The 12,331-nt window shown below is 64.4% G+C and carries 13 protein-coding genes; 7 read left to right on the top strand and 6 right to left on the bottom strand.

Annotated elements, in window-relative coordinates:
- Window positions 1–166: 166 nt before the first annotated feature.
- The 3 genes from PQR32_RS28790 (at window position 167) to PQR32_RS28780 (ending at window position 2,168) form a co-directional block, all read left to right on the top strand.
- The gene (locus PQR32_RS28790) at window positions 167–628 is read left to right on the top strand and encodes a hypothetical protein (protein ID WP_408234970.1); all 462 of its coding nucleotides are present in this window, start codon (window positions 167–169) and stop codon (window positions 626–628) included.
- Between the two features lie 78 nt (window positions 629–706).
- Window positions 707–1,348: a hypothetical protein gene (locus tag PQR32_RS28785; RefSeq protein ID WP_408234967.1), complete on the top strand. Its 642-nt coding sequence runs from the start codon at window positions 707–709 to the stop codon at window positions 1,346–1,348.
- Between the two features lie 91 nt (window positions 1,349–1,439).
- Complete coding sequence (locus tag PQR32_RS28780) at window positions 1,440–2,168, top strand: response regulator (protein ID WP_408234964.1); 729 nt, start codon at window positions 1,440–1,442, stop codon at window positions 2,166–2,168.
- Between the two features lie 127 nt (window positions 2,169–2,295).
- On the opposite strand, the gene PQR32_RS28775 is transcribed toward PQR32_RS28780, so the two are convergent.
- From PQR32_RS28775 to PQR32_RS28760, 4 genes are all read right to left on the bottom strand, one after another.
- Entirely contained in the window at window positions 2,296–2,967 is a 672-nt protein-coding gene (locus PQR32_RS28775; RefSeq protein WP_408234961.1) for a flagellar basal body L-ring protein FlgH, read from the bottom strand.
- A gap of 75 nt (window positions 2,968–3,042) precedes the next feature.
- A complete protein-coding gene (locus PQR32_RS28770; RefSeq protein ID WP_408234958.1) occupies window positions 3,043–3,756 on the bottom strand; it encodes a hypothetical protein in 714 nt (237 codons plus the stop codon).
- 3 nt (window positions 3,757–3,759) lie between these two features.
- Complete coding sequence (locus tag PQR32_RS28765) at window positions 3,760–3,927, bottom strand: DUF6726 family protein (protein WP_308706150.1); 168 nt, start codon at window positions 3,925–3,927, stop codon at window positions 3,760–3,762.
- A gap of 45 nt (window positions 3,928–3,972) precedes the next feature.
- On the bottom strand, window positions 3,973–4,155 hold the full coding sequence (locus PQR32_RS28760; RefSeq protein WP_408234955.1) for a hypothetical protein: 183 nt from the start codon (window positions 4,153–4,155) through the stop codon (window positions 3,973–3,975).
- Window positions 4,156–4,573: 418 nt separating this feature from the next.
- On the opposite strand from PQR32_RS28760, the gene PQR32_RS28755 reads away from it, so the two are divergent.
- Complete coding sequence (locus tag PQR32_RS28755) at window positions 4,574–5,314, top strand: response regulator (protein ID WP_408215273.1); 741 nt, start codon at window positions 4,574–4,576, stop codon at window positions 5,312–5,314.
- Window positions 5,311–6,582: an ATP-binding protein gene (locus tag PQR32_RS28750; protein WP_408234952.1), complete on the top strand. Its 1,272-nt coding sequence runs from the start codon at window positions 5,311–5,313 to the stop codon at window positions 6,580–6,582. Before PQR32_RS28755 ends, PQR32_RS28750 begins: the two co-directional genes overlap by 4 nt.
- A 179-nt stretch (window positions 6,583–6,761) precedes the next feature.
- Here PQR32_RS28750 and PQR32_RS28745 read toward each other — a convergent pair whose 3' ends face one another.
- Window positions 6,762–7,712 (bottom strand): tyrosine-protein phosphatase, encoded by a 951-nt coding sequence (locus PQR32_RS28745; protein ID WP_408234949.1) that lies wholly within the window; start codon window positions 7,710–7,712, stop codon window positions 6,762–6,764.
- Window positions 7,713–8,047: 335 nt separating this feature from the next.
- On the opposite strand from PQR32_RS28745, the gene PQR32_RS28740 reads away from it, so the two are divergent.
- Together PQR32_RS28740 and PQR32_RS28735 are read left to right on the top strand one after the other, a co-directional pair.
- Complete coding sequence (locus PQR32_RS28740) at window positions 8,048–9,307, top strand: MFS transporter (protein WP_408234946.1); 1,260 nt, start codon at window positions 8,048–8,050, stop codon at window positions 9,305–9,307.
- A gap of 17 nt (window positions 9,308–9,324) precedes the next feature.
- Window positions 9,325–10,599, top strand: a complete 1,275-nt coding sequence (locus PQR32_RS28735) for a D-amino acid dehydrogenase (RefSeq protein WP_408234944.1) — start codon at window positions 9,325–9,327, stop codon at window positions 10,597–10,599.
- Between the two features lie 164 nt (window positions 10,600–10,763).
- Here the strand turns inward: PQR32_RS28735 and PQR32_RS28730 are convergent, their stop codons facing one another.
- Window positions 10,764–12,233, bottom strand: coding sequence for a glutamate synthase subunit beta (locus tag PQR32_RS28730; RefSeq protein WP_408234941.1), 1,470 nt, complete (start codon window positions 12,231–12,233; stop codon window positions 10,764–10,766).
- Between the last annotated feature and the right edge of the window lie 98 nt (window positions 12,234–12,331).

Here is a 12,331-nt window from a genome sequence, read left to right as displayed (position 1 = left end):
CCAGGCAATACCCCGCAACATCCCGAAACACGTGAGAAGAGTTCGAAAGCATTTGCGAAGCGGGCAAGCTGTTCCGCGCTTTGGAAATGCTTCCCAGCGGCGACGATAGTCGTGCGGGCCGTACCACGTCCTGCCCCGTCATTCATCGCTACTGGATTCTCCGCCCATGTCATTCGATCGCCGCTCCCAACCTTTGACCCAGCGCCTCGCGCTAGCTCTCGGCGCTGCGCTGCTCGTCACGAGCGTTGCGCACGCAGCCCAGGTTAACCCAGCCAACGAGCCGGCCGACGTTTGCCCGGCGCTCAAGCACATCGTCGACGCCGCCGATTTCCGGCAGTTGCAAACCCAAACCGCCGCGCGACTGCCGGGCACGTCGAGCGCCGACGACTGCCGCGCCAACGCGCACGCGTACGATTGCCACTGGCGCGCGCACTGGCAAGCTGACGGCGTCGTCACCGATCCACTCGAAGAATTCGGCGCCGATATCGCTGCCTGCTTCCCGAACGTCGTGCACGACCTCAACACGCCGACGCGCCAGCATTTCATCGTCACCACCGCCGAGCGGCGCGTGAGCGTCACGGCAAGCGTGCAAGGGCAAAACGAACTGCGCCTGCGCGTCACGCGCTGAGGGTAATCCTGCTCGCAGCTGCCCGCGGTGATTCGCTGTGATTCACCGCATCCACCGACCGCCACCAGGCACCGCCTCATGACCTTCATGCCGAGCATGCGTGCTTATGCTTTCACGCGAGCCTCACGGGCCGCGTGGGTCACGTTGCGGCGTCCCTGCGCGTGGCTCGCGGTCTCCGCCACGCTGGCGGTCGGCCTGAACGGTTGCGCCTGGACGCTGATCCAGGCCGCCGATGCCACCGGCTCCGTCATTCAGGCGGGCTACGCAATCGCGGCGAACTACTCGTCGCCGACCTTCGTCAACGGGCGGCCGGCAAAGGTGAGTAACGTCTGCATCGAAGTGAACCAGAACGTGTCGGTCGGCGATTTCGTGCCGGCGCTGCAACTCGCGCTCGACCGGCGCGGCATTCGTTCGGATGTCTACAATCCGGGCACCTCGCCCGCCGGCTGCGAGGCGCGCCTTGTCTACAACGCCGCGATCGATTACGGCCGCCGCTCGTTCAGCGACGAAACGATCCAGTATCTGTCGATCATCGACCTGACGCTGATTCAGAACGGCCGCATTCTCGTCACAGCCCGCTATCAGACCGGCGGTCTGAACACGGACCGCTTCTCTTCGGCTTCGACCAAGCTCAACGGCCTGATCGAGCGAATGGTGGTCGATCGAGCCGACTTCGCGCGGCAGCCGCCGCAGACCATTCAGACCTCCCAGGCAAACTAGGCACGCGGGCTCTTGCTTTCTCTTACACGGGAAAGGATTCGAAAGCGTTGTGCGCTTTGCTCCGCGCGCGTCGTTCTCTAAGATGACCTGAATGAACCAATCCATTCTGGTCGTCGACGACGACCCCGTCGTACGTGAGCTCGTCAGCGGCTATCTGCAAGGGCGTGGCTTCAAGGTTGACACGCTCGAGCACGGCATGGCGCTGCAGCGTCGCTTGCAGGACGAGCGTCCCGCGTTGATCGTGCTCGACATCATGATGCCGGAGCTCGACGGCATCAGCGCGCTGCGCGCCTTGCGCGTGGCCGGCGACGACATTCCCGTGATTCTGCTGACCGCGCGGTCCGATCCGATCGACCGCGTAATCGGCCTCGAACTCGGCGCGGACGACTATCTCGGCAAGCCCTTCGAACCGAGCGAACTGGTCGCGCGGATTCGCACCGTGCTGCGCCGTCGCGGCACGATTGCGCCGAGCGCGCCGGAGCAGCGCGCGCCGTACCGTTTCGGCCGTTTCGAAGTGAATTTCCCGGCGCGCGAATTACGCCGGGACGGCGAGCGCATCACGTTGCGTTCGAGCGAATTCGCCATGCTCAAGGTATTCGTCAGCCACGCGATGACCGTGCTCACACGCGCGCAGTTGCTGGAGAAACTGCACGGCAATAGCGAGCTGCATCGCAATCGCAGCCTGGACGTCTCGATCTGGCGTTTGCGCCGGCTGATAGAAGTCGATCCGTCCGAGCCGCGCTATGTGCAAACCGTGTGGGGACGCGGCTACGTGTTCGTGCCGGACGGTGAAATCGGCGCGGCCGAACGCAGCGCCTGACGGGTGCATGAAGTGCGATGCAGATCCCACTTCATGCGTCTCCTGCGTCTGCTGCGTCTCCGGCATCTCCGGCATCTCCGGCAGCTCCGGCAGCTCCGGCAGCTCCGGCATTCAACGCGTCGCCGGCTCAGAACGTCAGCACGCTCATGAACATTCTCTGCAGCCAGCCCATCGTCGTGGAGTCGGACACCATCCCCACACCGGCCTGTTCGATGCGCGCGTTCGCGACCTTGCTCGACGCCACGTAATTGCCCGCTTCGATATCCTTAGGATTGACGATGCCCGACAGGCGCAGCCGGTCGCGGTTGCCGCTCATCGCAATGACCTTCTCGCCCGACACCACGAGATTGCCGGTCGACATCGTGCCGATCACGGTGACGGCGAGCGTGCCGGTCATGCCGCTGATGTCGGTGATATTGCCCTGCCCTTTGTATTCCGTGCTCGCCGAGCCGATGTTGAAGAGTCGCGCGAGCCGCGCGGCGGCGTTGGTGGAATGGTCGGCGGCGTCGGCGGTAATGCTGCTCGAACGGCTCGCCGCCGCAGTCGCGCTGTTGTTGCCGCTATACGATTCCGCGAGACGGATGGTCAGCACGTCGCCGATATGTTGCGCGCGCGGTGTTTCATACAGCAGCAGCGGCGTGCCGGCCTGATAGATCGCACCTTGCGTGTTGACGTTCAGCGGCGCCGAGGCGAGCGGCGGCGCCATCGGCGTATCGACGATCGAGTTTTGCTGGTGGCTCGCGCAAGCCGCGAGGCAAGCCGCCGCGCTTAGCGCGACAGTCAGACGTAGCGCAGTCATGCATGCTCCTTGTTCGAAACGGGCCTGACGGCCACGCTCATTGGCCCACTCATCGGCCACACTCAATGCCGCGCATCAACCCGCCTCCGCGCCGCTCGCCTGCCATTGCCGCACGACCGACTTCACCCACGCATCCGAGCCCTTCAGCAAATAAGTGAGCGTGCCGTTGCGCGTGCCCGGCAGAAAGCACAACGTGATGGAACTCACCGCGTTTTCCCAGACGTACGTGGGCATCGCGCCCGTCGCCGACACGTTCTGCGTCGCGAGACGCGGCGGCCCGTAGCGGTCCCCGAGCGCGTCGCGCAAGTCCTCGGCGGTGATCTCGTCGATCACGAAAGAAATCTCGTACAGATGCAGTGCGCTTTGCCCATCCACGCGCGCGAAGCGCAGCACGTGCTCCAGCGCGGGCGCGCCGTCGACCACCGCTTGCGACACCGCCCAGCCGTTGTCCGAGCGATGCGCCCAGCGGCAGGCCACCGTCAGACTGTCGTGCGACTTGAGCCGCATGCCGAGCGCGCCCGCCTGTACGTCCGTCTCGCAGACGGGCACGCTGCCGAGCGGCGTCGCCCGCACGCTCGAGCCCGCGCGGAATTCGTCGAGCGTGATGCCGAGCGCGATGCCACGGAACGCGAACGGCGCGTCTTGCGGGCGCCGCCGCGCATCGGCGGAAGAGTCTCTCGATGCGGCGCTCGCCGCACTCGCGTCGCGCGCGGGCGGTTGCGCTTCAGCGCTCAACGCGAACACGCCGCCCAGCAACGCCAGCGCGCAGGCAATCCGTTTGAGTGTCATGATTCAATCGATGGCGGATGAACACATGTCGAACGGCGAGGCCGCGGCATGGCCGACGACCGGGATGATTTTCAGCGTGGCCGAAGTCAGCCGGCACGGCAGCGCGGCGACGGCGCAGCCACCCAGTGGCAGCAGCGCCGCGCCGAGCGTCAACCACGCAACGACACGCATGAAGCGGTGGAGAATTCTCGGAGTCGACACGTGGGCCTCGGTACGTCAGGCTGTCGTATTGACGTGGTGCCCGACGAGCCCGGTGGGCAGCGATGGCTGCGCCTGGGTGGCGGACTCCCTGGTTTGCGCGGTAGCGCCCGGGTTGTTGGCGGCTGCGGGCCTTTCCGCCGGCGGCGTCGGCGCCAGAGAAGAAAAGCGGGTTGAAGTGAGATTGCTGGGAACGGTCATGATGAGCCTCGCGTGGAGCTGGGTTTCGATTTCACGCCGCCTGCCGTGGGCCCAAGGCGTTAGGCTGTTTTCAGCATGCGGCGCAACGTACTGCACGACGAATCATCGCGCCGACCATGTGGTGCCGATGCACGAAGGAAAGCGCGCTTTCCGCCGGTTCTTACGACCCGTTCCTACCTGTTCCGACCTGTTTCGACCGGTTCCAGATGTGCGCAAATTCTTTCTTCGGAGGGATGTGCGCGATACGAAACGAATTCGACGCCGCTGCGCGCGTCGCCAGATATGGCGCCGCTGAAATATGCCGCGAACCTTACGTGGCGGGCCTGACAAGCGAACCGCCCGAAGCGCGCGGCATGACGTAAGCATTGGTAAGAAAACAGTCGGCCGCGCGTCACACGCGTCAGTCTAAAATTTCGCCATGAATCCACAGGTCCTCATCGTCGACGACGATCCGGTCGTACGCGATCTGCTTTGCAAGTTTCTGCAGTCGAACGGCTTCGACGCGTCCGTGCTCCACGACGGCACGCATCTCCAGCGCCGCCTCGAACGCGAACGGCCGTCCGTCGTCGTGCTCGACATCATGATGCCGAACACCGACGGCCTGCGCGCGCTCACCGCGCTGCGCGCCGCCGGCGACGACATTCCGGTGATCTTCGTGACGGCACGCGGCACGGTGGCCGACCGCATCGTCGGGCTCTCGCTCGGCGCGGACGATTACCTGACCAAGCCGTTCGATCCGCGCGAATTGCTGGCGCGCATTCACACAGTGCTGCGCCGGCGTGGGCCGTCCACCACGAGCGCGCCGGAAGCCCGCAAGCCGTATCGCTTCGGCCCGTTCGAGCTCGACTTCGCCACGCGCGCACTGTGCCGCGACAACTCGAAGCTGCCGCTGCGCGACAGTGAGTTCGCGCTCCTGAAGATCTTCGTCAACAATCCGTACAAGGTGCTGTCGCGCGTGCTGATTCACGATCTCGTGCATCGCGACAATCTCGCCTTCCGCGACCGCAGCCTCGACGTGCCGATCTGGCGCCTGCGCCGCGTGATCGAAGACGACCCGTCGAATCCCTGCTACGTGCAGACGGTGCGCGGCAAAGGCTACGTCTTCGTGCCCGACGCCGACGGCACGCCCTTCGCCGACGAGGCCGCTTCAAGCGCATGAAAAACCCGCTGAACACGCTGTTCGGCAGAATGGCGTTACTCTCGGCGGCGGTGTTGTTCGCAATTCAGGCCGGCTGGTTCGTGCTGGTGGTGATGCAGCCGCCGCGCCATGAAATCGACGGCTTCGCGCGCGGCATCCTGCTGGTGCTGCAAGCCATCAACGGCGAGCCGATGAAAGGCGCGGCGCTCGCGCCCGCCATGCGCGTGCACCTCGTGCCCACCTGGAACATGCCGGCGAGCGTGCATCTGCACAAGCCGACTCAGCGTCCGCTCGAAGAACTGAGCCGGCATCTGCGCGAGAACCTGCCGCCCGGCACGCAGATCGCCGTCGACGATCTACGGCCGCCGCAGCTATGGGTGCTGTTTCCCGGCAAGTCGAACTGGGTTGTGGTGCCGGTCGACGTGCCGCCGCGCCCGCGCTTTCTGATCGAGTCGATCTCGATGCTGCTCGCCGCGCTGATCCTCTCGCTGTTCGCGGTCTGGCAGATGCAGCGGCCGCTCTCGCGCGTCGCCGATGCCGCGCGTGCGTTCGGCTCGGGCGGCCGGCCGGAGCCCGTGACGGTGCAAGGCCCGCGCGAGCTGCGCGATCTGATCGGTTCGTTCAACGACATGATGCGGCGTCTGAACGAAGCCGGCGACGACCAGGCCGTGATGCTGGCCGGCGTCGCGCACGATCTGAAAGCGCCGCTCACGCGCCTGAAGTTGCGCGCGAGCGTGCTGGTGGCGGAAAACGAACGCGCCGGTCTGATCCGCGATGTCGACTCGCTCACCAACATCGTCCAGCAGTTTCTCGAATTCGCGGGCCAGTCCGCCGACACCGGGCCGCCGGTCGAAGTCGACGACTTTTTGCAGGAACAGTTCTCCGCCAGCGACAGCACCGAAACGCCGCTCTTCACGCTCGATCTGCGCGCCGGTTCGTCGTTCAAGCTGCCGCGTACGCTGCTGGACCGGCTGGTCACGAATCTCGTCGATAACGCGCTCGAACACGGTGCGCCGCCGGTCGATATCACCACCGCGCGCACTGACGGCCATTGGGTGATCAGCGTGCGCGACCACGGTCCCGGCATCCCCGACGACCGTATCGCCGCAGCGATGAAGCCGTTCGTCCGGCTCGACGCCGCGCGTGGTGGCGAAGGCCATTGCGGCCTCGGCCTCGCGATCGTCGCGCGACTCGCGCACGATCGTGGCGGGCGGTGTCACGTGCGTAATCACGCGCAGGGCGGCCTGGAAGTGCGGATCGAATTGCCGGTGGTGCCGGCGCTGACGTGAGAGAAGTTGGGCGGGCGCTTACGCGGCCTTACTGCATGAGCCATCGCGGGCGCGGCGGCTTTATAGTCGCCCCCGGCAACCTCGATGCCGCCCTTCTCTGTCCGCCCAGTCATTTGGGGCGGACTTTTTTTTGCCCGCTTTTTTTGCGCGTCAAACGCGCGGCTCGCGGCGTTGACATCTCAGACCACCAGGCGGCTGTGCAAGGTGTCGATGGTCGTCTGCGAGACGCCGAGGCCTTGCGTCAGATAGCTCACCATCGTGCCGTAGCTCGCCTGCACCTGGTCGAAGCCGGCCTGCAGATAATTTTCCTGAACATTCATCAACGGCGCTTCGGCGGAAGCGACGGCGTCGCCATCCTGCGTGCGCAGCGTGTCGGTTTGCGCCTTGATCGACGGCGCCAGATAGACGTTGCTCAGCAGATAGTCCTGCATGATGACGTCGAGCGGAACGTTCGCAATGCTGAGCAGAAGCGCCGCGACCCAGCCGGCGCGGTCCTTGCCTGCGTTGGAGTGAAAGAGTTGCGCGCCGGGTCCGTCGGCGAGACTCGTCAGCAGCGCACCGTAAGCGGCGCGCTGGGCGGCGCCGGTGACGTGGCCGCGCGCCTGCGCCTCCATGAACGCGACAGCGGCACCCGCCGTGTCGAAGGGCGGCGCCACGAAGTCCGTGATGCCCAGCACGTTGAGCGTCTGGGTGGTCGCGTTGCTCGGCAAGATATCGGCGGTGCGCGCGATTTCACCGGGCGTGCGCAGATCGTAGACCGAGGCAATGCCGAGCCGGTCGATCGTGGCCTGGTCGGCGGCATTGAGCGTCAACGCGTTCGCGCGATAGAACGCGCCTCGGCGCATCTGCTTTCCATCGACGGTCGGATAACCCGCGGCCGCTCCCGCCAGATCGCGGAAGTTATCGACCGACGCAAGGCGCGGCGTGGGCGGCTGATCGGCGCCGAGATTACCGCCGCCGCACGCGGACAGCAGCGAGCTGCCCACGCCGGAGATCAGCAGTACGCAGGCCGAGCGCTTCAGAAAGGTCCGGCGCGATGCAAGCGGCGCCTCGTCTGAGAACTGGCTTGCCCGCGGGAACGTGCTCGCGGAGCGACGGGATGGCGAGCAGGTTTTTGCGGTAGCGGGCATTCGGCGTGGCTGGCGCGGGCGTGAGTGGATTAGTCGCAGCATCGGCGCTGCGAGCGCAGTTTAACCACGGCAAATAATGTTTGGGTTACACGGTAGTAGTTGGTAAGGGAAAAGATGTTCGCGCGCATCGCCCGTGCAGCGCGATTGCCAGCCTGGCGACGGCTTTGGCCTCTCCCCGGCCTGATTTCCGTGGCTTTTCTTCTCTTATCGGTTTCTTGCCGTTCCCTGCCATTTTTGACCACAACTGGCCCCACGACGCCCCATCCCCGTAGAATACAAAGACCCCACATTCGAGCCGACGGCTGGCCAACAAGCCCTGGAGACCACAACAAAACATGCCTTCTCTCCAATGGTTCACCGAACTGACCCAGCGCGAACGCCGCACGCTCTACGCCGGCTTCGGCGGTTACGCGGTCGACGCCTTCGACTTCATGATCTACTCCTTCCTCATTCCGACGCTGATCGCGACGTGGGGCATGACCAAAAGCGAAGCCGGCATGATCGCCACCAGTTCGCTGATCTCGTCGGCGGTGGGCGGCTGGCTCGCCGGCATTCTCGCCGACCGCTATGGCCGCATTCGCGTGCTGCAATGGACCATCGCCACCTTCGCGCTCTTCACCTTTCTGTCCGGCTTCACGCACTCGTTCTGGCAACTCCTCACCACACGCACGCTGCAAGGCATCGGCTTCGGCGGTGAATGGTCGGTCGTGACGATCATGATGGCCGAAACCATTCGCTCGCCTCAGCATCGCGCGAAAGCCGTGGGTACCGTGCAAAGCAGTTGGTCGTTCGGTTGGGCGGCTGCGGCGATCATTTACTGGGCGTTCTTCGCGCTGCTGCCGGAGCAGTACGCCTGGCGCGCCTGCTTCTGGATCGGCCTGCTGCCCGCCGCGTGGATCATCTACATTCGCCGCAACGTGAGCGATCCCGAAATTTTTCTCGAAACGCGCCGGGCCCGCGAAAGCGGTTTCGATACGTCGCATTTCCTGCAGATCTTCTCGGGCGATCACCTCAAGACCACCCTGCTCGGCAGCGCGCTGTGCACCGGCATGCTCGGCGGTTATTACGCGATCACCACCTGGCTGCCGACGTATCTGAAGACCGTGCGCCATCTGTCGGTGTTCAACACGAGCGGTTATCTGATCGTGTTGATCGTCGGTTCGTTCACCGGGTATATCGTCGGCGCGATTCTGTGCGACAAGATCGGCCGGCGCGCTTCGTTCGTGCTGTTCGCGATCGGCTCGTTCGTGCTCGGCATGTTCTACACCATGCTACCCATCACCGACGGCATGATGCTCGCGCTCGGCTTCCCGCTCGGCATCGTGGTGCAAGGGATTTTCGCGGGCGTGGGCGCTTACTTGTCGGAGCTTTATCCGAATGCGATACGCGGCTCGGGACAAGGGTTCTGCTACAACCTCGGGCGCGGACTCGGCTCGTTCTTTCCGATTCTGGTCGGTACACTGTCGCAAACCATGACGCTGGTGAAGGCGATGGGCATCGTGGCCGGCTCGGGTTATCTGCTCGTGATCGTCGCCGCGTTGTGTCTGCCCGAAACCAAGGGCAAGGTACTCGGCGCGACCCGCCCTGCCGCCTGAATCCGCCGTACACACACATGAAAACGATTGTTCTGGGCGGCGGCGTCATTGGCGTCGCCACCGCTTTTTACCTGCGCCAGCAGGGCTGCGAAGTCACCGTGATCGAGCGCGAGCCGGACGTCGCGCTCTCCACCAGTTTCGGCAACGCTGGCGTGATCGCGCCGGGCTATGTGACGCCCTGGGCCGCGCCCGGCATGCCGACGAAGATCCTCAAATACCTGTTCAAGCCGGCCTCGCCGTTCATCTTTCGCCCGACCTTCGATCCGGCTCAGTGGCGCTGGATCGCGCGCTGGCTGCGTGAATGCGATCTCGAACGGTTTCGCGTCAACAAGCAGCGCATGCAGCGCATTGCTTACTACAGCCGCGACTGTCTGCACGAATTCCGTGGCCGCCATCCGTTCGACTACGGCCGCAGCCAAGGCTATCTGCAATTGTTCCGCAGCGAGTACGACGTCGAACTCGCGCAGCCGGCGCTTGCCGTGTTGCGCGACGCGGGCATCGTACATCGTGAGGTTAGCGCGGCGCAGTGCGTCGAGATCGAACCGGGTTTGCGCTGGGCGCGTCAGGCGCCGCTCTCGGGCCTCTATCTACCCGACGACGAAGCCGGCGATTGCGCCCGCTTCACCCGCGAACTGCGCGCGATCTGCGAGCGCAACGACGTGCGCTTTCGCTTCGACACGCAGGTGACATCGCTCGATGTGCAAGGCGGTGCGGTGCGCGCGGTGAGTATCGAGAGCGAACACGGCGCCGAGATGCTGCATGCGGATGCCGTGGTGGTGGCGCTGGGCGTCGACAGTGCTGCGCTGCTCGCGCGGCTCGGCGTGAAGGTGCCACTTTATCCGGTGAAAGGCTATTCGGCGACGCTGCCCGTCACCGACGAAGAAAAAGCCCCGCGCGCCGCGCTGATGGACGAATCGCTGAAAACCGCGATCACGCGCTTTGGTAACAACCTGCGGGTGGCCGGCACTGCGGAACTCGGCAATCGGCAGATCACTTTGCGAGAACAGGCCCTGCAAACGCTGATGAAAGTGTTGAGCGACTGGTTCCCTCACGCGGCTAATCCCACGTCGGCGCATTTCTGGGTCGGCCGCCGTCCGATGACGCCCGATGGCGCGCCGCTGCTCGGTCCGTCGGGCGTGGACAAACTGTGGTTGAATCTCGGGCACGGTTCGACGGGCTGGGCGATGTCGATGGGTTCGGGACGCGTAGTCGCGGACCTGATCACGCACCGCAAACCGGAGATCGATCTCGATGGGTTGACGTTGGCGCGGTACGGTAGGTCACACAGCTAGCGCAACGGAACGCGGACATTAAAAAGCCGGGTCACCCTCTCAGGTGCCCGGCCTTGTTTTTTTACCGCCTGATGCGCCGCTGACGCGGCACATTGTCGTCTCCACCTCTTCCTGCAAGCAGTCGCCGGTTTCCGCACACAGGCGCGAAAACCGGCCGGAGACGTTTAACGCGGCAGTTCCGAATGACCCATCAGGAATGCGTCGACGGAACGCGCGCACTGACGGCCTTCACGAATCGCCCACACCACCAGCGATTGACCACGGCGCATATCGCCCGCGGTGAACACCTTGTCCACCGACGTGTAATACGCCTTGTCGCCTTCGGTCGACGCCCGCACGTTGCCGCGATTGTCCTTGTCGACGCCGAACGCTTCGAGCACCGGCGACACCGGCTGCGTGAAGCCCATGGCGAGCAGCACCAGGTCGGCCTTCATTTCGAACTCGGAATCCGGCACTTCCTGCATCTTGCCGTCCTTCCATTCGACGCGCGCCGCGATCAGCTTCTCGACCTTGCCGTTTTTGCCTTCGAGGCGCTTGGTCGCGACCGCCCAATCACGCGAGCAGCCTTCGTCATGCGACGACGACGTGCGCAGTTTGATCGGCCAATACGGCCACACGAGCGGCTTGTTCTCTTCTTCCGGCGGCTGCGGCAACAGTTCGAATTGCGTGACGCTCTTCGCGCCATGACGATTCGACGTGCCCACGCAATCCGAACCCGTATCGCCGCCGCCGATCACGACGACATGCTTGCCTTTCGCGAGCAGTTGGTTCGCGACCTTGTCGCCGGCATTGACCTTGTTTTGTTGCGGCAGGAATTCCATCGCGTAGTGGATGCCTTCCAGCTCGCGGCCCGGCACCGGCAGATCTCGCGGTGTTTCTGAACCGCCAGCGATCACCACTGCGTCGAACTCTTCCTTCAGTTGCTCCGGCGTGATGGTTTCCTTCGCCGTGTTGCCGATGTGAGCCGGCAGCGAATCCGGCTTGCCGATGAACACGCCCGCGCGGAACGTCACGCCTTCGGCTTCCATCTGGCGCATGCGGCGATCGATCAGCCACTTCTCCAGCTTGAAGTCGGGAATGCCATAACGCAGCAAACCGCCGATGCGATCGTTCTTTTCGAACACCGTGACATCGTGCCCCGCGCGCGCGAGTTGCTGCGCGACGGCCAAACCAGCGGGGCCGGATCCGACCACGGCGACCTTCTTGCCGGTCTTGTGCTTCGGCGGTTGCGGAGCAACCCAGCCTTCGGCCCATGCCTTGTCGATGATCGCGTGCTCGATCGACTTGATGCCGACCGGGTCGTCATTGATGCCGAGCGTGCACGCCGCCTCGCACGGCGCCGGGCAGATGCGGCCCGTGAACTCGGGGAAATTGTTGGTCGAGTGCAGCACTTCGATCGCGTTCTTCCAGTCCTGATGGAACACCAGGTCGTTGAAGTCCGGGATGATGTTGTTCACCGGGCAGCCGTTGTTGCAGAACGGAATGCCGCAGTCCATGCAACGTGCGCCTTGAATCTTCGCTTCGTCGTCGGTCAGTGCGGCGACGAACTCCTTGTAGTGCTTCACACGCGTGAGCGGAGCTTCGTACGCCTCGTGGCGGCGTTCGAACTCGAGAAAACCGGTTGCCTTGCCCATGTGGTTCTCTTCTCTATCTAATCAGGTGGGGTGATCTACACCCGCCGCGCGGCACCGTGGATCGGTCACACGCGGCGGGTACGGCTAAAGGTGACGTC

This window comes from Paraburkholderia dipogonis (genome assembly GCF_046027395.1).
GTDB lineage: Bacteria > Pseudomonadota > Gammaproteobacteria > Burkholderiales > Burkholderiaceae > Paraburkholderia > Paraburkholderia dipogonis_A.
The sequence above is the reverse complement of the archived record's forward strand: the minus strand, read 5'-3'. Positions and strand labels throughout refer to the sequence as shown.

Excerpts from the sequence above, each read along its gene's own strand:
- PQR32_RS28730 (WP_408234941.1), bottom strand. The coding sequence starts at position 12,233 with ATGGGCAAGGCAACCGGTTTTCTCGAGTTCGAACGCCGCCACGAGGCG.
- PQR32_RS28770 (WP_408234958.1), bottom strand. The coding sequence starts at position 3,756 with ATGACACTCAAACGGATTGCCTGCGCGCTGGCGTTGCTGGGCGGCGTG.
- PQR32_RS28755 (WP_408215273.1), top strand. The coding sequence starts at position 4,574 with ATGAATCCACAGGTCCTCATCGTCGACGACGATCCGGTCGTACGCGAT.
- PQR32_RS28775 (WP_408234961.1), bottom strand. The coding sequence starts at position 2,967 with ATGACTGCGCTACGTCTGACTGTCGCGCTAAGCGCGGCGGCTTGCCTC.
- PQR32_RS28790 (WP_408234970.1), top strand. The coding sequence starts at position 167 with ATGTCATTCGATCGCCGCTCCCAACCTTTGACCCAGCGCCTCGCGCTA.
- PQR32_RS28780 (WP_408234964.1), top strand. The coding sequence starts at position 1,440 with ATGAACCAATCCATTCTGGTCGTCGACGACGACCCCGTCGTACGTGAG.
- PQR32_RS28745 (WP_408234949.1), bottom strand. The coding sequence starts at position 7,712 with ATGCCCGCTACCGCAAAAACCTGCTCGCCATCCCGTCGCTCCGCGAGC.
- PQR32_RS28750 (WP_408234952.1), top strand. The coding sequence starts at position 5,311 with ATGAAAAACCCGCTGAACACGCTGTTCGGCAGAATGGCGTTACTCTCG.
- PQR32_RS28740 (WP_408234946.1), top strand. The coding sequence starts at position 8,048 with ATGCCTTCTCTCCAATGGTTCACCGAACTGACCCAGCGCGAACGCCGC.
- PQR32_RS28785 (WP_408234967.1), top strand. The coding sequence starts at position 707 with ATGACCTTCATGCCGAGCATGCGTGCTTATGCTTTCACGCGAGCCTCA.
- PQR32_RS28735 (WP_408234944.1), top strand. The coding sequence starts at position 9,325 with ATGAAAACGATTGTTCTGGGCGGCGGCGTCATTGGCGTCGCCACCGCT.
- PQR32_RS28760 (WP_408234955.1), bottom strand. The coding sequence starts at position 4,155 with ATGACCGTTCCCAGCAATCTCACTTCAACCCGCTTTTCTTCTCTGGCG.
- PQR32_RS28765 (WP_308706150.1), bottom strand. The coding sequence starts at position 3,927 with ATGCGTGTCGTTGCGTGGTTGACGCTCGGCGCGGCGCTGCTGCCACTG.